This is a genomic window from Actinacidiphila sp. bgisy160 (assembly GCF_965342435.1).
GTDB lineage: Bacteria > Actinomycetota > Actinomycetes > Streptomycetales > Streptomycetaceae > Actinacidiphila.
In genome coordinates this window covers 36,923-57,229 of sequence record NZ_CBDRCM010000018.1, presented here as the reverse complement: position 1 = coordinate 57,229, position 20,307 = coordinate 36,923, and the positions used below count along the sequence as shown (strand labels likewise).

Here is a 20,307-nt window from a genome sequence, read left to right as displayed (position 1 = left end):
CCGACGCTGAAGCCATGGACACCACCGACCGTGCACAGCGGCTCCGCTTCGGACTGAGTCTCGACCCGGACGCCGGCCGCCTCCCGGAGACGCTGGAACTGGCCGCCGCCGCGGACGCCGCTGGGCTGGACCTGCTCGCCCTGCAGGATCACCCGTACCAGCCCGGGCACCTCGACGCGCTCACGCTGTCCGCCCTCGTCACCGCCCGCACCTCGCGCATCTCCGTCTTCACCGACGTCGCCGACCTCCGGCTGCGGCCCCCGGCCATGCTGGCCAAGACCGCCGCCAGCCTGGCCGCGGCCTCCGGCGGCCGCTTCCAGCTGGGCGTGGGCGGCGGCGGGATACCGGAGGCGATCGGCTCGATGGGGGCGCCGCCAATGCCGCCCCGCCAGGTGGTGACGTACACCGAGGAGTCGCTGCGGCTGCTGCGGACCGCCCTGGACGGCGGGCCCGTACGGCACCGCGGCGAGGTCCTCACGGTGCCGGGCTACCAGGCAGGCCCGGTGCCGCCGAGCCGGGTCGAGGTGTGGCTCGGCGGGCAGCGGCCGCGGATGCTGGCGGTCGCGGGCCGGGCCGCGGACGGCTGGATCTCGCCGCTGAACATCTACGTGCCGCCCCAGGAGGTGCCGGAGCGCCAGCGGATCGTCGACGAGGCGGCCCGCGCCGCCGGGCGGGATCCCGCGCGTGTCCGCCGCATCTACAACGTGATCGGCGTGATCGGCGGTTCCGGCGCCCCCGGCCTCAACGGGGACGCCGGCCGGTGGGCGGACACCCTCGCCGAGTGGGCGACCGTGCTGCGCTTCGACACCTTCGTCTTCTGGCCCGTCACGGCGCACCGGCAGCAACTGGAGGTCTTCGCCGGCGAGGTCGTGCCGGCCGTCCGCGAGCGGGTGGCCCGATGACGCCCGGCCACGGCGCCGCCCCGGCCGCCGCCTTCGTGGTGCCCGCCGCCCTGGCGGAGCGGACCGTGCTCCCCGGTGACCCCCGCTACCCGTTGCTGCGTTCCACCTACACCACCGTCGCCCACCCCGGCGCCGTGGTCCTCGTGCGCGGGCCCGGCGACATCGCTGACGCCCTCGCCGCGGCCCGGGCTCAGGGACTGCCCGTCGCTGTGCGCTCCGGCGGACATGGGCTGTCCGGCCGGTCGTCCAACGACGGCGGCGTCGTCATCGACCTGTCCGGGCTCGACGAGGTGCGCGTCCTGGACCGCGCGACCCGCCTGGTGCGGGTCGGGGCGGGCGCCCGCTGGGGCCGGGTGGCCGTCGCGCTGGCGGCCCAGGGGCTGGCCGTCAGCTCGGGCGACCACGGCAACGTGGCGGCGGGCGGCCTGGCCACCGCGGGCGGCATCGGATGGCTCGCCCGTACGTACGGGCTCACCGTCGACCGCGTCCGCGCCGTCGAGCTCGTCCTGGCCGACGGGACCGCCCTGCGCGCCGACGCCACGCACCACCCGGACCTGTTCTGGGCGGTGCGCGGGGCGGGTGCGGGCGTGGGGATCGTGACCGCCTTCGAGATCGAGGCGATGGAGCTGGGGGACATCGGTGTGGCCCAGCTGGTCTTCGAGGCCGACCCTGCGGGCGGGGCGCTCGCGCAGTGGGCGGCCGCGATGGCCGCGGCCCCCCGCACGCTCACCTCCGCCGCCCACATCCTGTCCAACGGGTCCGCCCTGGCGCTGTCCGTCACCGTCGCCACGGCCGACGACGACCCCGGCCGCGTTCGTGAAACCCTCGGCCCCCTGCTGGCCGGGCGGCACCGGCCGCTCCAGGCGACCGCGCAACTGGCCCCGTACACCGCGCTGGTCTCCACCGCCCACCAGCACGCGAACACCGGCCAGCAGCCCGTGGTGAGCACCAACTCGCTGCTGCCGGCCATGGACCGGGACGCGGCGCGCGCCGTCATGGCGACGGCCGGCGACCGGCGGCGGCCGGCCTTCGTCCAGCTGCGCTCGCTCGGGGGCGCGATCAACGACGTCCCGGCCGGCGCCACCGCCTACGCCCACCGCACCCAGCAGGTCCTGGCGCAGGGCAACCTCTTCCCGCCGCACGGGCCGGACGACCTGCACCGCCTGTGGGAGCCGGTGCGTGAGCTCGGAACCGGCAGTTACGTGAACTTCGAGAGCGGCACCGGCCCCGGCGTCTTCGGCCGCGCCTACCCGGGCGCCACCGGCGTGCGGGTGCGCGAGCTGTGGCGGCGCCACGACCCGGACGGCGTCCTGCGCCCGCTCACCCCCGGCTGACCGGGCCGGGGCCGGGCCGGCGGCGCTCCGCGAACGGCCCGCCGGGCCCGAAGGCCAGTGCCGCGAAGCGCCGGCCCATCCGTCGGTAGCCCGCGGCGTTGGGGTGCAGGTCGTCGGGCAGGTCGGCGACGTCGCCGGGCCCGAACAGCCGTCGGCCGTCCAGATAGTGCAGTCTCCGGTCGCCGGAGGCGGCCCGGGCGGCGACGATCCGGGCGAGCTCGGCACGGATGACGGTGAGCGTGAGCGCGCCGCCGGGGACGTCCGCGGGAGAGCCCATGGCCACCACTCGCGGGACGGGGGCCGACAGGTCGGGCGCGGTGGGGCCGGGGGTGGTCTCCACGATCGGGCAGCTGATGGGCGAGACGACCAGCAGCGGCGTGTCCGGGTGACCGTCGCGGACGGTGTCGAGGAAGCCGTGCACCGCCGGGCCGAAGGAGCGCAGCCGGAAGGCGTCCCGGTTCACGATGTTGATGCCCAGCTTGAGGCTGATCAGGTCGGCCGGCAGGTCCCGGATGGTCCGGGCGACGTACGGGTCGAGCATGGCGTTGCCGCCGAGCCCCAGGTTGAGCAGTTCGGCCCCGGCCAGGGCCGCGGCCAGCGCGGGCCAGGTGGCGGTCGGGGACTCCGCCGCCGCGCAGTGGCTGATGGAGCTGCCGTGGTGGATCCAGCGCCGCCGGCCGGTCGGGCGCGGCGGCAGCACGTCGGCGTCGGCCCACAGCCCGACCAGCTCGGTGCGGGTCTGCTGCGGCAGCCACAGCTCGACGTCCTTCTCGCCGCCGGGCAAGTCGCGGAACCGGACCCGCCCCGGCGCCCCCGGCTCGCGCCGGGAGGGCTCGGCGAAGAGGTCCGGCTTGTGGAGCACGTCCCCGGGCGGGGCGGGGGCGCTGCCGGCCCGCCTGCCGTCGACGACCAGGTCGACGACCCCGGCGGGCAGTGGTTCCGAGGTCCCCGCCAGCTGCCAGACCGAGGTCAGCAGCTCCAGCTCGACCACCCGGGCCGCGGTGCGGAACGCCAGCCGTACGCCGGAGGGCAGGGCGGTCATCTCGTCCATGAAGACGTCCGGGTACTGCGCGCGCGTCCAGGCCGGGAGACGGCGCGGCAGCAGTCCGGCGATCGTCCGCTCCAGGTCGAGCGCGCCGCGGATCTCCACCGGGCCCCCGGTCAGTGGGACCGGGCGCAGGGCGTGCGTCGCTGTTGTCACGTTTTCTCCCTGCCCGGGACGAGCCGTGGGCACACGGCCGCGCCATCGGATCCCACGCCCGGCGCCGCGCCCGCGCCGATGGGCATGGGCACCGGCAGGCCTTCACGGGACCAGGACGACCTTGCCCATCGTGCCCCGGCCCTCCAGGGCCGTGTGCGCGGCGGCGGCCTCGGCGAGCGGGAAGCGCTGCACGACGGGGGTCAGCCGCCCGGCCGTCCACGCGGCGAGGGCCTCCTCCTCCAGCGTCCGCAGGCCGATCCGCAGCATGGCCGGACCGAGGACGACCCCGGAGGTGATGCCGCGCGCGGTCAGTTCCGCGGGCGTGAATTCCAGTGGCCCGCCGGACGCCCAGCCGTAGACCACGTGCCGTCCGCCCGGGCCCAGCAGGTCCACCGCCCCACGGCCGAGGTCCCCGCCGACCGCGTCGAGGACGACGGTGCCCGGCCGCCCGCCCAGGGCCGCCCGGGCCGTGCCCGTCCAGCCCTCGGCGGAGTAGTCGACGGCGGCGTCCGCGCCCAGCTCCAGGACGCGCGCGGTCTTGGCCGGCCCGCCCGCGAGGCCGAGGACGGCGGCGCCCGCGTTGTGCGCCGCCTGTACCAGCAGACTGCCCAGCCCGCCCGCCGCCGCGGTGACCACGACCGTGTCGGCCGGGCCGAGCGGTGCCTGGCGCAGGATGCCCATGGCCGTGCGGCCGGTGCCGATCATGGCGACGGCCTCGGCGGCGTCCCGGCCGTCCGGCAGTACGTGGAGCTTCTCGACGGCGGTGACGGCGAGTTCGGCGTAGCCGCCCGGCACCATGCCCAGGTGGGCGACGACGCGCCGGCCGAGCCACTCGGGGCCGACGCCCTCCCCGGCGGCCTCCACGGTGCCGGCCACCTCGCGGCCCGGGACCGTGGGCAGTTCGGGCAGCGGGTAGGGGCCCTTGGGGTCGCCGGAGCGGATGGCGGTGTCGATCACGTGAACGCCGGCGGCGGCGACGGCGATGCGCACCTCGCCGGGCCCCGGCTCCGGGTCCGCGGTCCTCTCGTAGCTCAGGTTTTGGGCCGGGCCGAACGCGTGGAGACGGATGGCGTGCACGGTGCTTCCCCCTGGACACGGAACAGTGGGCGGTCGGATGATCCGCACCGCCCACTGTTCAACCTCAAGCGGGGTTGAGGTCAAGCAGTCGCGCTGGCCGCCCGGTCGCCCACGCCGAGCAGATCGGGCGGGTCAGGCGAGGAGCTTCGCCTTCGCCTTGGTGTACTCCTCCTCGGTGATGTGGCCCTGGCTCTTGAGCTCGGCGAGTCTGGAGAGCTGGTCGACGTTGCCGCCCGCCGCTCCGCCCTCGCCCTTGGCGGCCTCCCTCACGTACTGCTTGAAGGCCGCGTCCATTTCCTTCGCCTGCTTCTGGTCGCGTTCGGCCATGCCCTTGCCCCTGGCGATCACGTAGATCAGCACGCCGATGAAGGGCAGGAAGATCAGCACGATGATCCAGCCGGCCTTGGCCCAGCCGCCGACCGTGTGGTCCCGGAAGAGGTCCCCGATGATCCTGAAGAGCAGGAAGAACCACAGTACCCAGCAGAAGATCAGGAGCATCGTCCAGAAGAGGTTCAGCAGAGGGTAGTCGTCCATGCCCCAAGTGGACGGCGGCCGAACGGGTCCCGCACGCGGGCTTGCGCCGTTCGGGCTACAGCCGGGGGAAACGCGCGGCCAGGTCCCAGATCACGGGGTTGGCGTCCAGGCCTTCGTGCATGTCGGTCAGGTCGGCGATCAGGTCGTGCAGGAAGTCGCGGGCCTCGCGGCGCAGCTCGGCGTGGGCGAGCGAGAGCGGCCGCTCGTCCGGCGCCCAGTCGGCGCTGACGTCCACGAAGCCGAAGCGGCGCTGGAAGCGGATCCGGTCCGTGGACTCGGTGAAGTCCAGCTCGGCGTACTGGGGGCGGGCGGAGCGGCTGCCGAGCGGGTCGCGGTCCAGCTGTTCGACGATGTCGCACAGCGCCCACGCGAAGTCCAGGACCGGCACCCATCCCCAGGCTGTGGACAGTTCACGGTCGGCCGACACGTCCGCCAGGTAGACGTCCCCGCAGAACAGGTCGTGGCGCAGCGCCCGCACGCCGGCGGTGCGGTAGTCGGTCTGCGGGGGGTCGGGGAAGCGGCGGGAGAGCGAGTAGCCGAGGTCGATCACTCGCCGATGGTACGCGGCGGCGCCGACGGCAGGTCCTTGTGGAGGACGGAGCAGGGGCGGCCCATCTGCCGGTCCTCGCGATGATCGATCACGCGGTAGCCGAGCGTCCGCCAGAACGCCAGTGCTCCCGGGTTGGCGTCGAGCACCGCCAGGCGCACGCCGTCCCGTCCCTGCGCGCTCAGCCGCTCCTCGACCAGCCCGGCGAGTTGGCGTCCCAGGCCCGAGCGGTGCCGGCCGCCGTGCACCATCAGCAGGCCGATCCAGGGGTACGGGTCGAGGGGATCCGGGTGCTCGGCGAGCGTGACGGCGAGACCGGCCAGGCTCCCGTCGGCGTCGTCGCGGGCGAGCAGCACTTCCGCGGCCGGGTGGGTCAGTTCGGCGTTGACGCTGCTCGCGACCTGCTCCGCGGAGACGGCTTCGGGGTCGGGGAAGTCGCCGGTGGCGCGGTGGAAGCCGGGGTTCGAGGCGTACAGCTGCGTCAACCCGGCGAGGACGCCGGGCGGGAGGGAGCCGTCCACCGGGACGAGGGGTTCGAGCACCAGCATGCCCCGCACGCTAGTCGCTTGCGGGGCATGGGGCGCCTTATTGACTGGGGTTCGTCAGGCTCTCGGGGGCCCTCGGCGTCAGATCCCGACACCGAAGTCGGTGGCGATGCCGGCCAGGCCGGAGGCGTAGCCCTGACCGACCGCGCGGAACTTCCACTCGGCGCCGTTGCGGTAGAGCTCGCCGAAGACCATGGCGGTCTCGGTGGCGGCGTCCTCGCTCAGGTCGTAGCGGGCGATCTCGGCGCCGCCGGCCTGGTTGACGATGCGGATGTAGGCGTTGCGGACCTGGCCGAAGTTCTGGCTGCGGGTCTCGGCGTCGTAGATCGAGACGGGGAAGACGATGCGCTCGACGTCGGCGGGCAGTGCGGCCAGGTTGACGTTGATCGCCTCGTCGTCGCCCGCGCCCTCGCCGGTGCGGTTGTCGCCGGTGTGGACGATGCTCTGGTCCGGCGTCTGCTTGTTGTTGAAGAAGACGAAGTAGGCGTCCGCGTAGACCTTGCCGCTCGGGTTGAGCGCGATGGCGCTCGCGTCGAGGTCGAAGTCGGTGCCGGTGGTGGTGCGCACGTCCCAGCCCAGGCCCACCGTGATGGCCGCCAGGCCCGGTGCTTCCTTGGTGAGCGAGACGTTGCCGCCCTTCGACAGGCTTACAGCCATGGGAGTCCCCTCCGTGATGTCGGTCATTCGTGCCGACGACGACGCTACCTTCACAGGGGAGAACGTCGTGAGAGGGCGGCACGGTTCCTTTGCGGCGAAAACCGCCTCCAGTGCCATGTCCCGGAAAATCCTGTGACTCCGGCGGCCGTCGGCGGGATCATGGGAGGCATGTCCGGGCCGCCCCCTCTCGTCGTCCGCGGCTCGGTCTCCCTGCCGGAGGCCGAGCTGACGTGGCGTTTCTCCCGGTCGTCCGGACCGGGCGGCCAGCATGTGAACACCTCCGACAGCCAGGTCGAGCTGCGATTCGATCTCGCCAATTCCGAGTCGCTGCCCGCGGTGTGGAAGAAGCGCGCCCTGGAGCGGCTCGCCTCCCGCCTGGTGGGCGGCGTCCTGGTGGTACGGGCCTCCGAGCACCGCTCGCAGTGGCGCAACAGGGAGGCGGCGATGACGCGCCTGGCGGTGCTGCTCGCCGAGGCGACGGCGCCGCCGCCCAAGGCGCGCAGGCCCACGAAGATCCCGCGCGGGATCAACGAGCGGCGGCTGAAGGAGAAGAAGCGCCGCGGCGAGACCAAGCGCGGCCGCGACCCGCGGGGCTGGTCCTGAGCCCTGGCGGCGTCCCGCGCGGCCCGGCCGCGCGCCTCAGCCGAGGTGTCGGTAGCGGCCCCGGAAGTACAGCAGCGGCGCGCCGTCCGCACTGGGGGTGCGCGCGGTGAGCACGCGGGCGATCACCAGGGTGTGGTCACCGGCCGGGACGCGCTGCTCGGTCTCGCACTCGAGCACGGCCAGGCCGCCGCCGAGAATCGGCGCGCCCGAGACCTCACCGCGGTAGTAGGCGACGTCCTCGAAGAGCAGCCGGTCGCTGATGCGGCCGCGCAGGGCGAAGCGACCGGCGATGTGCCGCTGGCTCTCGCTCAGCACGGACACCGCCCAGCGGCGCCGACGCTCCAGCAACTCGTCCATGCGGGATCCCTCGCGCAGGCTCACCATCACCAGGGGCGGCTCCAGCGAGACCGAGACGAAGGCGGTCGCGGTCATGCCCACGTCCTCGCCCCGCGGGCCGTCCTCGGGGTCGTGGGCGGTCACCAGGACCACCCCCGCGGCGAGGCGGCTCATGGTGGCGCGGAAGGCATCGCTGTCCACGCCGGGGAGGGGTGGCTCGGAACCGTCGGGCACGGTCCCAGGATGCGGGATGCGGGGCGCGGAGGTGATTGACTGTGACACGCCCCGACGCTAGCCGGACTGCCGGAACATCCGCATCGGACTTCGGATCGAGCCAGGTCCTAGGACCTCCCGGCCATACCCGCTTCCGGTCGTGCAACCCCCGCTCACCTGCTCGATTGTGTTCAATGGGTGAAGGGAAAGTACCGGCCTGCTCTACGCTGCGTGATCGGAACACGACAATCAGATGTGACTTGAGTCACAAGGGGCATGAATTGTTGACCCTGTGTACCGGTCGAACTGCTCGCTGTGATTCAGTTGCGGTGGGAATTGGACCACAACGGACCACAAGCAGTCTCAGGAGTTGTCGTCGAGGGCCCGGGGAGAGCGCATGGACACCGAGTCGGAGCCGTATGTCCGCCTCGCGACCCTGCGCCAGGTGCACCAGGTCGTGGCGGACCTCAACTGCGCGCGCAGCCTCGCCGACACCCTGCAGGCCGTGGCCGACGGCGTCGTCAGGGGCCTCGGCTTCGAATTGGCCGTGGTCAACCTCGTCCGTCCGGACGGTGACCTGGTCGTCGCCGCCGTCGCCGGGAGCGCTGCAGCGGAGGCCCTGATGGCCGGCCGGGTCGGCTCGCGCGCCTCCTGGGAACGCCGGCTCACCATGGGGGAGCGCTGGGGCACCCTGCGCTTCATACCCCACCACGAGGGCTGGGTCCTGGACGGCGACGACGTTCCCAGCTGGCCCGGCGACGGCCCGCTGCCCCGCTTCCCCGACGAGTGGCATCCCGAGGACCGCCTCCTCGCCCCCATGCACGCCAATCCGGCCGGTGGCGGCGAACTGATCGGCGTCATCTCCGTCGACCGTCCCGTCGGCGGCCGCCGGCCCGGCCCGTGGGGCCGCGAGGCCCTGCAGATGTACGCCTTCCAGTCCGCCATCGCCATTAGCAACGCGCGTCTACGTGCAAATATGCAACGCGCCCTGGTGCGTCTGGAACGCGAGCAGCAGGCGCTGCGGGCCAGCGAGGAGAGCTTCCGGCAGGCCTTCGAGTACGCCCCCAGCGGCATGGCCATCGCCGAGATGGGCGGCGACCAGCACGGCAAGCTGGTCCGCACCAACGACGCGCTGTGCCGGCTGCTCGGCCGTCCGGCCGCGGTGCTGCGCCGCCACTCCTTCTCCGACCTCGTCCACCCCGAGGACGTCGGCGTCCTGCTGCGCACCAGCGCCGAGGGCGGCCGCGCCGAACTGCGGCTGCAGCGCCGCGACGGCAGTTACGTCTGGGTCAGCCTGCGCAACTCCGTGGTCGCCGACACCGCCGACGGGCCGCGTTTCCTGCTCACCCACGTCGAGGACATCGAGGAGCGCAAGGGCCGCGAACTCGCCCTCGCCCACCGCGCCAGCCACGACTCGCTCACCGGACTGCCCAACAGTGCCGAGCTGCGCGCCCGGCTGTCCGGAAAGATCTGCGCGCGTCCGCAGGCCCCGGACGCCGACGGCCACACCGCCGCCCACGCGGGCGCCGACGAGTTCGCCTACACCTACGACTACGACCCGGTCGAGAGCGCCGCCCGGCTGAGCGGCTTCGACCACCACACCCACACCGTCCCGCCGTCCGACGAGGCCGACGGCAAGGGCCTCGCCGTCCTCTTCTGCGACCTGGACGGGTTCAAGTCGATCAACGACCGCTTCGGCCACCACACGGGCGACGCCGTGCTCATCGAGGTCGCCCGCCGCCTCACCAGCGCGGTGCGCGACGGCGACACCGTGGCCCGGCTGGGCGGCGACGAGTTCGTCGTCCTCGCCGACGGCCTGGGCCGGGAGGACGCCGAGGACCTCGCCGTCCGCCTGCGCAACGCGATCATCCCGCCGATCCGCTTCGAGGGCCGAGCGGTCCGGGTCGGCGCCAGCTTCGGCATCGGATGGGCCGGCTGCGGCATGACCGCGGACGAGGTGCTGCAATCCGCGGACCAGCGCATGTACATCGAGAAGCGCTCCCGCAACGGCACCCGCAGCCACCGCCGCGCCGCGGGCTGACCGCGCGGCGGACGCACCCCGGGCGGCCCCGCGCCTCCTCCTCGACGGAGGGCTCGGGTCCACCTTGGGGAGTACCCCGGATCGCTCCTCCGGTTGACTCCCGCACGCATCCGGGATGCCTACGCTGGGTTACGTGCAGCGTCTCTACGATTTCCTCCGCAGGCACCCGACCTGGGTCGACACCTTCTGGGCCCTCGTCCTGCTCGGGTTGTCCTCGCTGTGGATCGCCGCCGACGCGAGGCACGCGCACACCCGGGTCGCCGCCCTGCCGCTGGCGCTCGCACTGTCCGCCGTGATCGCGCTGCGCCGCCGCATGCCGGAGAAGATGCTGCTGCTCGCCGTCCTCGTCGGCGCGCTCCAGCTGGTGCTGGACGTCCAGGTCAACCCGGGCGACTTCGCCATGCTGGTGATCATCTACACCGTCGCGGCCAACGGTGCCCGCTGGGCGTCCCGGCTCGCCCTCGTCGGCGGCCTGTGCGCCTCCACCATTTCCACGCTGCGCTGGCCCAACGAGAGCGAGGGCCACTGGGCCGACGCCGTCGCGACCGTCTTCCTCGCCGTCCCCTTCCTGCTGGCCTGGGTGATCGGCGACAGCCTGCGCACGCGTCGCGCCTACTACGCAGAACTGGAGGAGCGCGCCGCCCGCCTGCAGCGCGAACGCGAGGCCCAGTCCAAGGCCGCGGTCGCCGCCGAACGTGCCCGGATCGCCCGCGAACTGCACGACGTCGTCGCCCACAACGTCTCCGTCATGGTCGTCCAGGCCGACGGCGCCGCCTATGTGCTGGACGCCTCCCCCGAGCAGGCCAAGCAGGCCCTGGAGACCATCTCCACCACCGGCCGCCAGGCACTCACCGAGATGCGCCGCCTGCTCGGGGTGCTGCGGGCCGGCGACGACGGTGGCGGGGAGTACGTGCCGCAGCCGGGCGTCGACCAGCTGACCGACCTCATAGAGCAGGTCCGGGGCGCCGGCCTGCCGGTCGCCTTCGAGCTCGAGGGGGAGTCCCGGCCGCTCGCCAGCGGCGTCGAGCTCACCGCGTACCGCATCGTCCAGGAGGCGCTCACCAACACCCGCAAGCACGGCGGGCCCGAGGCGCGCGCCACGGTCCGCCTCACCTTCGGCGACAGCGACCTCAGCCTCCTCATCGAGGACGACGGGCGCGGCGCCCAGCAGGAGCTCTACGAAGGCGGCGGCGAGGACGGCCAGGGCCAGGGACTCATCGGTATGCGCGAACGCGTCGGCATGGTCAGCGGCACCCTGGACGCCGGGCCCCGCCCCGGCGGGGGCTTCCGCATCAACGCGGTGCTCCCGGTGAAGGCGTCCCGCTAGCGGGAACAACCGACCACAGGCAAAGGGAAAGAGGACCCGACCCATGGCGATCCGCGTGATGCTCGTCGACGACCAGGTGCTGCTGCGCACCGGCTTCCGCATGGTGCTGCAGGCCCAGCCCGACATGGAGGTCGTCGCCGAGGCCGGGGACGGCGCCCAGGCCGTGGAGACGCTGCGCACCACCCCGGTGGACGTGGTGCTCATGGACGTCCGCATGCCCCGCCTGGACGGCGTCGAGGCCACCCGCCAGATCTGCGGCGCCCCCGACCGCACCCCCGACGACGGCGGCCCGCGAGTGCTCATCCTGACCACCTTCGACCTCGACGAGTACGCCTTCTCCGCCCTGAAGGCCGGCGCGAGCGGCTTCATGCTCAAGGACGTCCCGCCGGACGAGCTGCTCACGGCGATCCGCGCGGTCCACAGCGGCGACGCGGTCGTCGCCCCCAGCACCACCCGGCGCCTGCTCGACCGCTTCACCCCGCTGCTGCCGAGCGCGAGCCAGCCGACGCACAAGGAGCTGGACCGGCTGACGGACCGCGAGCGCGAGGTGCTGATGCTGGTCGCCCAGGGGCTGTCGAACGGGGAGATCGCGGCGAAGCTGGTGCTCAGCGAGGCGACGGTGAAGACGCATGTCGGGCGTATCCTCACGAAGCTGGATCTGCGGGACCGGGTGCAGGCGGTCGTCCTCGCGTACGAAACGGGCCTGGTCCGCGCGGGCAGCGGCGGCGCCTGAGCGTGCCGCGTGTGCGGCGCGGTGGTGGTTGCGGTCCGGTTGCCGTGTGCGGGCCGTTCGCGCCTGCGGCGGGCACCCTCCCGCCCTCCCGCTCCCCCCTCGCGCACCCCCCGCGAGGCGGTCACCGGTCGGGGCGCCGCACGCAACGTCACGCGTCGGCGCGAACCCCCGCGAGGAAGCGCGCGAAGTCCGCCACCGCGTCGGCGACCGCCGCCGCGTCCCACTCCAGCGCCGACGCCCCCACCGTGACCTCCGTCATCGCGACTCCCGGCACGTCCGCCCCCGCCCAGCGCCCGAAGAGCGCCGTCTTGGTCTCCTCGGCCTGCCGCACCGCGGCCTCGTTGAGGACGTCCGGGGACTCCGCGAGCCACACCTGGAACTGGTGCGTGTGCGGCACCTCCGGGTGTACCCGGACCCACCCCGTCCCCGCGAGCGCGTCCCGCAGGGCCGCCGCGACGATCTTCGCGTGGGCCACGTACTCCGGCAGGCGCGGCAACTCGTGGTCGAGCCCGTCGAGCGCGGCCAGCACCGCGGGCCACTGCTGGAAGACGAGCCCGCCGTAGCGGTGCCGCCAGGTGCGGGCCTCGGCGGCGAGGTCGGCCGGGCCCGCCAGCGCGGCGCCGGAGACGCCGCCGAGGGACTTGTAGAAGGAGACGTACACGCTGTCGGCGAGCGCCGCGATCTCGTCCAGGGGGTGCCCGAAGTGCGGCGGGCACTCCCACAGGCGGGCGCCGTCGAAGTGGACGACGGCGTCGCGCTCCCGCGCCGCGGCCACGGTGGCGGTGAGCTCGTCCCAGGTGGGGAGGACGAATCCGGCGTCCCGGAGCGGCAGTTCCAGCATGAGCGTGCCGAAGGGCTCGTCCATGCCGCGCACTTCGTCCGCGTCCGGTATCCGGCGGGCCGTGGTGGGGTGGACGGTCCGCAGTCCGCTCAGCGCGGCCAGCGCGCCGCGCTCGTGCACCTCGGGGTGGGCCAGCGGGTGCAGCCCGACCACCGGGTTGCCCGTGCGGCCCGCCCAGCAGCGCAGGGCGACCTGCTGGGCCATCGTCCCGGTGGGGAACCAGACGGCCTCCTCCGTGCCGAGCAACCCGGCCACGCGCTGCTCCAGCTCGGCGACGATCCCGTCGCCGTACATGTCCAGGGGGCCGTCCAGACCCTCCCGTCCGGCCAGCCGCGCCAGCCGTTCCCGCATCGTGGCGGGTTTCCCGTGGGACAGCACCCGGTCGCAGGAGCGTACGGCGGCGATGCGCCGCGCCTTCTCGTCATCGGCAGAGGTCATGGACCGATCCTGCCGCCCCGGAGGGCGCCGCGAAACATTCGCGTAGCATTGACGAGAACGTCCGGTACCCCCGTGAGGACTGGAACGGAAGGCCAGCGCAGCGTGAACGCATCGCACAACCAGGGGCCCCTGCCCCCCGACGTGGAGGCCCGCCCCGCGCGGCTCACGGTCGGTGTCGTCGGCGCGGGCCGGGTCGGTCCCGCGCTCGCGGCCGCGCTGAGACTCGCCGGGCACCACCCGGTCGCTGCGTCGGGCGTGTCCGACGCCTCACGGCGCCGTGCGGCCGCCCTGCTGCCCGACGTGCCGCTCGTGGAGCCGGCCGAGGTGCTGGCCCGCTCCGAGCTCGTCCTGCTGACCGTGCCGGACGACGCGCTGCCCGGGCTGGTGGCCGGCCTCGCCGAGACCGGGGCCGTACGGCCGGGCCAGTTGCTGGTGCACACTTCGGGCCGGTACGGCGCCGGCGTGCTGGGGCCGGCGTTGCGCGCGGGCGCGCTGCCGCTGGCCCTGCACCCCGCGATGACCTTCACCGGCACCTCCGTCGACGTGCAGCGGCTGGCAGGCTGCTCCTTCGGTGTCACGGCCCCAGCGGAGCTGCGGATGGCGGCCGAGGCGCTGGTGATCGAGATGGGCGGCGAGCCCGAGTGGATCGAGGAGTCGGCGCGTCCGCTCTACCACGCGGGCCTGGCGATCGGCGCGAACCACCTGGTCACCCTGGTCGCCCAGGCCATGGAGCTGCTGCGCGCCTCCGGTGTCACCGAGCCCGGCCGGATGCTGGGCCCGCTGCTCGGCGCCGCCCTGGACAACGCCCTGCGCTCCGGTGACGCCGCGCTCACCGGGCCGGTGGCCCGCGGTGACGCGGGCACGGTCGCCGCGCACCTGGCGGAGCTGCGCCTGCACGCCCCGGAGATGGTGGCCCCGTACGTCGCGATGGCCCGCGCCACGGCGGACCGCGCGCTGGCCGGCGGAATGCTGAAGGCGGAGTTCGCGGAGGCACTGCTGGGCGTCCTGGCGGACGGCGCCGAGGGGGAAAAGCGATGACCAGGCTGGTGCACACCGCGAGCGAGTTGCGGGAGGCGGTCGAGGGCCGGCCCGGCGAGGTCGGGGTCGTCATGACCATGGGCGCACTGCACGAGGGGCACGCCACGCTCGTGCGGACCGCCCGCGAGCGGGTGGGGGACGGCACGGTCGTCGTCACCGTCTTCGTCAACCCGCTGCAGTTCGGGCCGAACGAGGACTTCGACCGCTACCCGCGCACCCTCGACGCGGACGTCGAGATCGCCGGGCGGGCCGGCGCGGACGTCGTCTTCGCGCCCGCCGTCGACGAGGTCTACCCCGGCGGGCAGCCGCAGGTACGGATCAGCGCCGGGCCGATGGGCGAGGGCTACGAGGGCGCCTCGCGCCCCGGGCACTTCGACGGCATGCTGACCGTCGTCGCCAAGCTGCTCCACCTGACCCGGCCGGACGTCGCCTTCTACGGGCAGAAGGACGCCCAGCAACTGGCCCTCATCCGCCGCATGGTGACGGACCTGAACTTCCCGGCCGAGATCGTCGGCGTGCCCACGGTCCGCGAGCCGGACGGCCTGGCCCTGTCCAGCCGCAACCGTTACCTCTCCGACGGCGATCGCGTGATCGCCCTCACCCTCTCCCGCGCCCTGTTCGCGGGCCGCGACGCGCTGGACGACGGGCCGGACGCCGTACGGGACGCGGCGCGGACGGTGCTGGAGAAGGGCGAAGGCCTCGCGGTGGACTACCTCGCCCTGATCGACCCGCGCGACTTCACCGAGGCCGCCCCCGGCCACACCGGGCCGGCGGTGCTCGCCGTCGCCGCCAAGGTCGGCACGACCCGGCTGATCGACAACATTCCCCTGGAGTTCGGAGCCCGCCGATGAGCGGCACAGGTACAGGCATACGGCTGCACGCCCCCGCACCCGGCTGGGCGCACGAGGCGGACGTGGTGGTGGTCGGGTCCGGGGTCGCCGGGCTGACGGTCGCGCTGCGCTGTGCCGCGCAGGGCGCCAAGGTCACGGTCGTCACCAAGGCCCGGCTCGACGACGGTTCCACGCGCTGGGCGCAGGGCGGCATCGCCGCCGCCCTCGGCGAGGGCGACACCCCGGAGCAGCACCTGGACGACACCCTCGTGGCGGGCGCGGGACTCTGCGACGAGGAGGCCGTGCGCACCCTGGTCACCGAGGGCCCCGACGCCGTCCGCCGGCTGATCGCGACCGGCGCGCACTTCGACACCAGCGAGGCGACCGGCGAGATCATGCTGACCCGGGAGGGCGGCCACCACCGCCGCCGGATCGCCCACGCCGGCGGCGACGCTACGGGTGCGGAGATCTCCCGGGCGCTGATCGAGGCGGTGCGTGAAGCCAGGATCGAGTTCATCGAGAACGCGCTCGTGCTGGACCTGCTGACCGACGCCGAGGGCCGGGCGGCGGGCGTCACCCTGCACGTCATGGGCGAGGGGCAGCGCGACGGCGTCGGCGCCGTCCGGGCCCGCGCCGTGGTGCTGGCCACCGGGGGCATGGGGCAGGTCTTCTCGGCCACGACCAACCCGGCGGTGTCCACGGGCGACGGAGTGGCGCTGGCGCTGCGCGCCGGGGCGGAGGTCTCGGACCTGGAGTTCGTGCAGTTCCACCCGACGGTGCTCTTCCTCGGCCCGGACGCGGAGGGCCAGCAGCCGCTGGTCTCCGAGGCGGTGCGCGGGGAGGGCGCGTTCCTGGTGGACGCCGACGGGGTGCGCTTCATGCAGGGGCAGCACGAACTGGCCGAGCTGGCGCCGCGCGACATCGTCGCCAAGGGCATCACGCGCCGCATGCAGGAGACCGGCGCCGAGCACATGTACCTCGACGGCCGGCACTTCGGTGCCCGGATGTGGGAGCGGCGCTTCCCGACGATCCTCGCCGCCTGCCGCGCCAACGGCATCGACCCGGTGACGCAGCCGATCCCGGTGGCCCCCGCCGCGCACTACGCCTCCGGCGGCGTCCGCACCGACCTGCACGGCCGCACCACGGTGCCCGGCCTGTACGCGTGCGGCGAGGTCGCCTGCACGGGCGTGCACGGCGCCAACCGGCTGGCGTCCAACTCCCTCCTGGAGGGGCTGGTCTTCGCCGAGCGCATCGCCGCCGACATCGCGGAGCACCCTGCGGCCCCCGGCCCCCCGGTGGTCCCGGACCCGGCCCGCTTCCCGCTGCTGCCCTCCGAGGCCCGCTTCGATATCCAGCGGATCATGACCCGCGGCGCGGGCGTGCTGCGCAGCGCGGACAGTCTGGACGGTGCGGCGGCCGCCCTGAGCCGGATGTACGCCGACGCCGAGGAGCTGCTGGAACGCGACGGCAAGACGGCCGAGCCCTGCGTGGAGAGCTGGGAGGCGACCAACCTCTGCCTGGTCGCCCGGGTCCTGGTCGAGGCGGCCCGCCGCCGTGAGGAGACCCGCGGCTGCCACTGGCGCGAGGACCGGCCCGGGCGCGACGACGCGCACTGGCGCCGGCACATCGTCGTCCGGCTCCCCTCCGGTGGTGCGGGGCTGCCCGCCGCACCCACTAGTCTCACCATCCGCACCACCCCCACAGCGGACCTCCCACCGACCCGTCCTGGAACGGAGCACCTGCGATGAGCACGCCCGACCTCCCCCTCCTGCAGATCGGCGGTGCCGGCGGCGGTGGCTGCGGCGACGGCTGCGGCTGCGGTTCCGGCGGCGACTACGCGCACGACCCGAGCGAGTGCGGTCTCGACCCCGACCTGGCGCGGCTGCTCGTCGACGCAGGGCTGGACCCGGTGCTGGTCGAGGACGTCGCGCACCTGGCCATCGAGGAGGACCTGGACGGCGGGGTGGACGTCACCACCGTGGCCACCATTCCCGAGGACGCCCTGGCCACCGGTGACTTCACCGCGCGCGAGGCCGGCGTGGTCGCCGGGCTGCGGGTCGCCGAGGCGGTGCTGTCCATCGTGTGCACCGACGAGTTCGAGGTCGAGCGGCACGTCGAGGACGGCGACCGGGTCGAGGCGGGTCAAGTGCTGCTCTCGGTGCGCACCCGTACGAGGGACCTGCTGACCGCCGAGCGCAGCGCCCTCAACCTGATGTGCCGGCTGTCCGGGATCGCCACCACCACGCGCCGCTGGGCCGACGCGCTGGAGGGCACCAAGGCGAAGGTTCGCGACACCCGCAAGACGACCCCGGGCCTGCGCGCGCTGGAGAAGTACGCGGTCCGCTGCGGCGGCGGCGTGAACCACCGCATGTCGCTGTCGGACGCCGCCCTGGTCAAGGACAACCACGTGGTCGCCGCGGGCGGCGTGGCGGCCGCCTTCAAGGCCGTCCGCGACGAGTTCCCCGAGCTGGCGATCGAGGTCGAGGTCGACACCCTGCACCAGGTCCGCGAGGTCCTGGAGGCGGGCGCGGACCTGATCCTGCTGGACAACTTCACCCCCTCCGATACGGAGGAGGCGGTCGCCATCGTCGCGGGCCGCGCCCTGCTGGAGTCCTCCGGACGGCTCACCCTGGACAACGCCCACGCCTACGCCGCGACCGGCGTCGACTACCTGGCCGTGGGCGCCCTGACGCACTCCTCGCCGATCCTCGACATCGGACTGGACCTGCGGTCCGAGGGGTCGGAGCGGGACTGATGCTGCTCACCATCGACGTCGGCAACACCCACACCGTCCTGGGGCTGTTCGACGGGGACGAGATCGTCGAGCACTGGCGGGTCTCCACCGACCCGCGCCGCACGGCGGACGAGATGGCCGTCCTCATGCAGGGCCTGATGGGCATGCACCCGCTGCTCGGCGAGGAACTGGGTGACAACATCCACGGGATCGCCATCTGCTCCACGGTCCCCTCCGTGCTGCACGAGTTGCGCGAGGTGACGCGCCGTTACTACGGTGACGTGCCCGCGGTCCTGGTCGAACCGGGCGTCAAGACCGGCGTGCCGGTTCTCGCCGACAACCCGAAGGAAGTCGGCTCGGACCGGATCATCAACTCCCTGGCCGCCGTGCACCTCTACGGCGGGCCGTGCATCGTGGTGGACTTCGGCACGGCCACCACCTTCGACGCGGTCACGGCGCGCGGCGAGTACGCGGGCGGCGCCATCGCCCCCGGCATCGAGATCTCGGTGGACGCCCTGGGCGCCCGCGGCGCCCAGCTGCGCAAGGTGGAGCTGACCCGCCCGCGCAGCGTCATCGGCAAGAACACCATCGAGGCGATGCAGTCCGGCATCCTGTACGGCTTCGCCGGCCAGGTGGACGGCGTGGCCGAGCGGATGGCCCGGGAACTCGCCGACGACCCGGACGACGTGACGGTCATCGCCACCGGCGGCCTGGCGCCGCTGGTGCTGGGCGAGTCGGCGGTCATCGACGTCCACGAGCCCTGGCTGACCCTGATAGGCCTCCGGCTGGTCTACGAGCGGAACGTGTCGACGACCTGACGACAGACGACCTGACGGCCCGGCAGGTGTACGGGGGACGCTCGCGGCGCGCCCGGCCATATCTGGTTACGCGTATTTTGTCCGCTTAGTACGTAAAGTCAGACCATGCCCACGCCACACGGGTCCCGAGGCGGAATGGCGTTCAGCGCGGATGAACTGCGCGTGCTCCGGCGCGCCCTCTCAGCGGCCCTCCAGTCCAGCTCCATGATGCCCACTCCCGACGAGGTCAGGGACTATCTGCGCCTCGCCGAGGACGTCGACGAGGCGGCCCGCGAGGGCGGGCGGCTGCGGACCTTCCAGCTCGCGGAACTCGCCCGGTACCGGGCGGCGCTGCCGGGCAGCGCCGCCGGCTACCTCGAACGGCTGACGGGGGCGCTCGACACGGGCTACGTGCCCCTGCCGGACGACCTCGCCGCGCTGCGCCGACTGCACGACGCGCCGTGCACGGACGCCGAGGCGCACCGCAGGCGGGCCGTGCTGCGCCGCTGCGAGCACCTGGCGGAACTCGACGTGCGCGCCCGCCTGGAGGCTCGCATCCCCGCTCCCTCGCAGCCCTGCGGCACCCCCTCCACCGGCAGGGCCCGGCTGCGCGCGCTGCCCGGCGGACGGGCGGCCTCGGACGATCCCAAGCCGGGACCGAAGCCCGAGCCGAAGACGCCCCCCACCGAGCCGGCCGCGCCGGAACCCGGTGAGGAGAAGCGCAAGGTGCCCACACCGGCCGAGATCTTCCCGCCGCGCCGGCGCACCCCGCCGCCGCCCGAGGAGCGCGCCACGGGCTGACGCGAAGCCACCGCACAACCTGCGGAGACGTCACGGCTCCTTCCCGTGACGTCTCCCGTGCGTTCGGGGGCGCGCCACCCGACTGCCGACTTCCCTCAAGGGGGACCCGGCATGAGCCCCATGGCCCCGCTCGGCCTCGTCCGCAAGGCCCAGGCCCCGGCGGCGAAGGACGCGGGCGGGCCGGCGGCGGCCCGGTCGCTCGCCGCGCAGGAGGGCTGGGACGTCGACTGTGGTGGACCGGATGGGCCAGAAGAACGACGCGGGCGCCCTCGCGATCACGGCCGAGGCGCCGTCCGGTTCGGGGGGAAGCACCTTTGGCGGTTCCGGCGCGGGCCCCGTGCGGCCCCCTGGTGGCCGGCTCGGCGGCGTGCGCGGCCCTGGGGGGCTTCCTGATGGCGGCGGCCCGCCGCAGGGCGCGTACGGCGGCGTAGCCGCCGCGGGTGACGCGCTCGTGGCCGTCCGCACGGCGGCGGGCCGGGGCCACGGCGTGACCGGCCGGGCGGACTGCCCCGGTGGTGGTCCCCCGCGGGCCGCGCCAGGGGACGTGGCTACCCTGGTGCCATGGACTACGTCTCCGCGCTCGTGCCCCCCACCGTGATGGCCATCGCGTTCACCTTCCTCATCCGGACGCTGATCAGGAGCCAGGGCGGGGTCAACAAGGCCAAGGAGGACGCGGTGGTCGACGCCGCGCTGTCCGGGGCCCAGCCCCCGGCCCAGCGCTCGGGCGGCACCGCGAAGCGGGCATGACCTCAATATTTCCGGCATTCCGGGCATTGGG

Annotated in this window: 21 protein-coding genes; 13 read left to right on the top strand and 8 right to left on the bottom strand. The window is 74.0% G+C overall.

What is annotated here, in order from left to right; all coding sequences use genetic code 11:
* The first annotated feature begins 14 nt into the window (after positions 1-14).
* Together ACRWNP_RS16910 and ACRWNP_RS16905 are read left to right on the top strand one after the other, a co-directional pair.
* On the top strand, positions 15-902 hold the full coding sequence (locus ACRWNP_RS16910) for an LLM class flavin-dependent oxidoreductase (protein ID WP_431962068.1): 888 nt from the start codon (positions 15-17) through the stop codon (positions 900-902).
* A complete protein-coding gene (locus ACRWNP_RS16905; RefSeq protein ID WP_431962067.1) occupies positions 899-2,236 on the top strand; it encodes an FAD-binding oxidoreductase in 1,338 nt (445 codons plus the stop codon). Before ACRWNP_RS16910 ends, ACRWNP_RS16905 begins: the two co-directional genes overlap by 4 nt.
* On the opposite strand, the gene ACRWNP_RS16900 is transcribed toward ACRWNP_RS16905, so the two are convergent.
* The 6 genes from ACRWNP_RS16900 to ACRWNP_RS16875 all read right to left on the bottom strand — a co-directional run bounded on the left by ACRWNP_RS16900 (position 2,223) and on the right by ACRWNP_RS16875 (position 6,797).
* Entirely contained in the window at positions 2,223-3,437 is a 1,215-nt protein-coding gene (locus ACRWNP_RS16900; protein ID WP_431962066.1) for a GDSL-type esterase/lipase family protein, read from the bottom strand. The genes ACRWNP_RS16905 and ACRWNP_RS16900 overlap by 14 nt on opposite strands.
* Before the next feature lie 102 nt (positions 3,438-3,539).
* On the bottom strand, positions 3,540-4,514 hold the full coding sequence (locus ACRWNP_RS16895; protein WP_431962065.1) for a zinc-binding dehydrogenase: 975 nt from the start codon (positions 4,512-4,514) through the stop codon (positions 3,540-3,542).
* Between the two features lie 132 nt (positions 4,515-4,646).
* Complete coding sequence (locus ACRWNP_RS16890) at positions 4,647-5,048, bottom strand: SHOCT domain-containing protein (protein ID WP_431962064.1); 402 nt, start codon at positions 5,046-5,048, stop codon at positions 4,647-4,649.
* Positions 5,049-5,103: 55 nt separating this feature from the next.
* Entirely contained in the window at positions 5,104-5,598 is a 495-nt protein-coding gene (locus tag ACRWNP_RS16885; RefSeq protein WP_431962063.1) for a hypothetical protein, read from the bottom strand.
* The gene (locus ACRWNP_RS16880) at positions 5,595-6,143 is read right to left on the bottom strand and encodes an N-acetyltransferase family protein (RefSeq protein WP_431962062.1); all 549 of its coding nucleotides are present in this window, start codon (positions 6,141-6,143) and stop codon (positions 5,595-5,597) included. The genes ACRWNP_RS16885 and ACRWNP_RS16880 overlap by 4 nt, the downstream gene beginning before the upstream one ends.
* Before the next feature lie 78 nt (positions 6,144-6,221).
* The gene (locus ACRWNP_RS16875; RefSeq protein WP_431962061.1) at positions 6,222-6,797 is read right to left on the bottom strand and encodes a TerD family protein; all 576 of its coding nucleotides are present in this window, start codon (positions 6,795-6,797) and stop codon (positions 6,222-6,224) included.
* Positions 6,798-6,965: 168 nt separating this feature from the next.
* On the opposite strand from ACRWNP_RS16875, the gene arfB reads away from it, so the two are divergent.
* Positions 6,966-7,400 (top strand): alternative ribosome rescue aminoacyl-tRNA hydrolase ArfB, encoded by a 435-nt coding sequence (gene arfB / locus ACRWNP_RS16870; protein WP_431962060.1) that lies wholly within the window; start codon positions 6,966-6,968, stop codon positions 7,398-7,400.
* A gap of 36 nt (positions 7,401-7,436) precedes the next feature.
* Here arfB and ACRWNP_RS16865 read toward each other — a convergent pair whose 3' ends face one another.
* The gene (locus tag ACRWNP_RS16865) at positions 7,437-7,910 is read right to left on the bottom strand and encodes a flavin reductase family protein (RefSeq protein ID WP_431962182.1); all 474 of its coding nucleotides are present in this window, start codon (positions 7,908-7,910) and stop codon (positions 7,437-7,439) included.
* Between the two features lie 436 nt (positions 7,911-8,346).
* On the opposite strand from ACRWNP_RS16865, the gene cdgB reads away from it, so the two are divergent.
* The 3 genes from cdgB to ACRWNP_RS16850 all read left to right on the top strand — a co-directional run bounded on the left by cdgB (position 8,347) and on the right by ACRWNP_RS16850 (position 12,050).
* Positions 8,347-9,990 (top strand): diguanylate cyclase CdgB, encoded by a 1,644-nt coding sequence (gene cdgB, locus ACRWNP_RS16860; RefSeq protein ID WP_431962059.1) that lies wholly within the window; start codon positions 8,347-8,349, stop codon positions 9,988-9,990.
* 133 nt (positions 9,991-10,123) lie between these two features.
* Positions 10,124-11,317: a sensor histidine kinase gene (locus ACRWNP_RS16855; RefSeq protein ID WP_431962058.1), complete on the top strand. Its 1,194-nt coding sequence runs from the start codon at positions 10,124-10,126 to the stop codon at positions 11,315-11,317.
* A 43-nt stretch (positions 11,318-11,360) separates the two neighbouring features.
* A complete protein-coding gene (locus tag ACRWNP_RS16850; RefSeq protein ID WP_431962057.1) occupies positions 11,361-12,050 on the top strand; it encodes a response regulator in 690 nt (229 codons plus the stop codon).
* 148 nt (positions 12,051-12,198) lie between these two features.
* Here ACRWNP_RS16850 and ACRWNP_RS16845 read toward each other — a convergent pair whose 3' ends face one another.
* On the bottom strand, positions 12,199-13,329 hold the full coding sequence (locus tag ACRWNP_RS16845; RefSeq protein WP_431962056.1) for a threonine aldolase family protein: 1,131 nt from the start codon (positions 13,327-13,329) through the stop codon (positions 12,199-12,201).
* Between the two features lie 102 nt (positions 13,330-13,431).
* Here ACRWNP_RS16845 and ACRWNP_RS16840 point away from each other — a divergent pair, with 102 nt between their 5' ends.
* The 7 genes from ACRWNP_RS16840 (at position 13,432) to ACRWNP_RS16810 (ending at position 20,276) form a co-directional block, all read left to right on the top strand.
* Positions 13,432-14,367 (top strand): Rossmann-like and DUF2520 domain-containing protein, encoded by a 936-nt coding sequence (locus tag ACRWNP_RS16840; protein ID WP_431962055.1) that lies wholly within the window; start codon positions 13,432-13,434, stop codon positions 14,365-14,367.
* Positions 14,364-15,218, top strand: coding sequence for a pantoate--beta-alanine ligase (gene panC, locus ACRWNP_RS16835; protein ID WP_431962054.1), 855 nt, complete (start codon positions 14,364-14,366; stop codon positions 15,216-15,218). The genes ACRWNP_RS16840 and panC overlap by 4 nt, the downstream gene beginning before the upstream one ends.
* Positions 15,215-16,945: an L-aspartate oxidase gene (locus ACRWNP_RS16830; RefSeq protein WP_431962053.1), complete on the top strand. Its 1,731-nt coding sequence runs from the start codon at positions 15,215-15,217 to the stop codon at positions 16,943-16,945. The genes panC and ACRWNP_RS16830 overlap by 4 nt, the downstream gene beginning before the upstream one ends.
* Positions 16,942-17,952 carry a carboxylating nicotinate-nucleotide diphosphorylase gene (nadC, locus tag ACRWNP_RS16825; RefSeq protein WP_431962052.1) on the top strand — a complete coding sequence of 337 codons (1,011 nt, stop codon included), beginning with the start codon at positions 16,942-16,944 and terminating at the stop codon, positions 17,950-17,952. Before ACRWNP_RS16830 ends, nadC begins: the two co-directional genes overlap by 4 nt.
* Positions 17,952-18,749, top strand: a complete 798-nt coding sequence (locus ACRWNP_RS16820; RefSeq protein WP_431962051.1) for a type III pantothenate kinase — start codon at positions 17,952-17,954, stop codon at positions 18,747-18,749. Before nadC ends, ACRWNP_RS16820 begins: the two co-directional genes overlap by 1 nt.
* A 105-nt stretch (positions 18,750-18,854) precedes the next feature.
* The gene (locus ACRWNP_RS16815; protein WP_431962050.1) at positions 18,855-19,529 is read left to right on the top strand and encodes a hypothetical protein; all 675 of its coding nucleotides are present in this window, start codon (positions 18,855-18,857) and stop codon (positions 19,527-19,529) included.
* A gap of 561 nt (positions 19,530-20,090) precedes the next feature.
* Positions 20,091-20,276 carry a hypothetical protein gene (locus ACRWNP_RS16810; protein ID WP_431962049.1) on the top strand — a complete coding sequence of 62 codons (186 nt, stop codon included), beginning with the start codon at positions 20,091-20,093 and terminating at the stop codon, positions 20,274-20,276.
* Positions 20,277-20,307 lie beyond the last annotated feature (31 nt).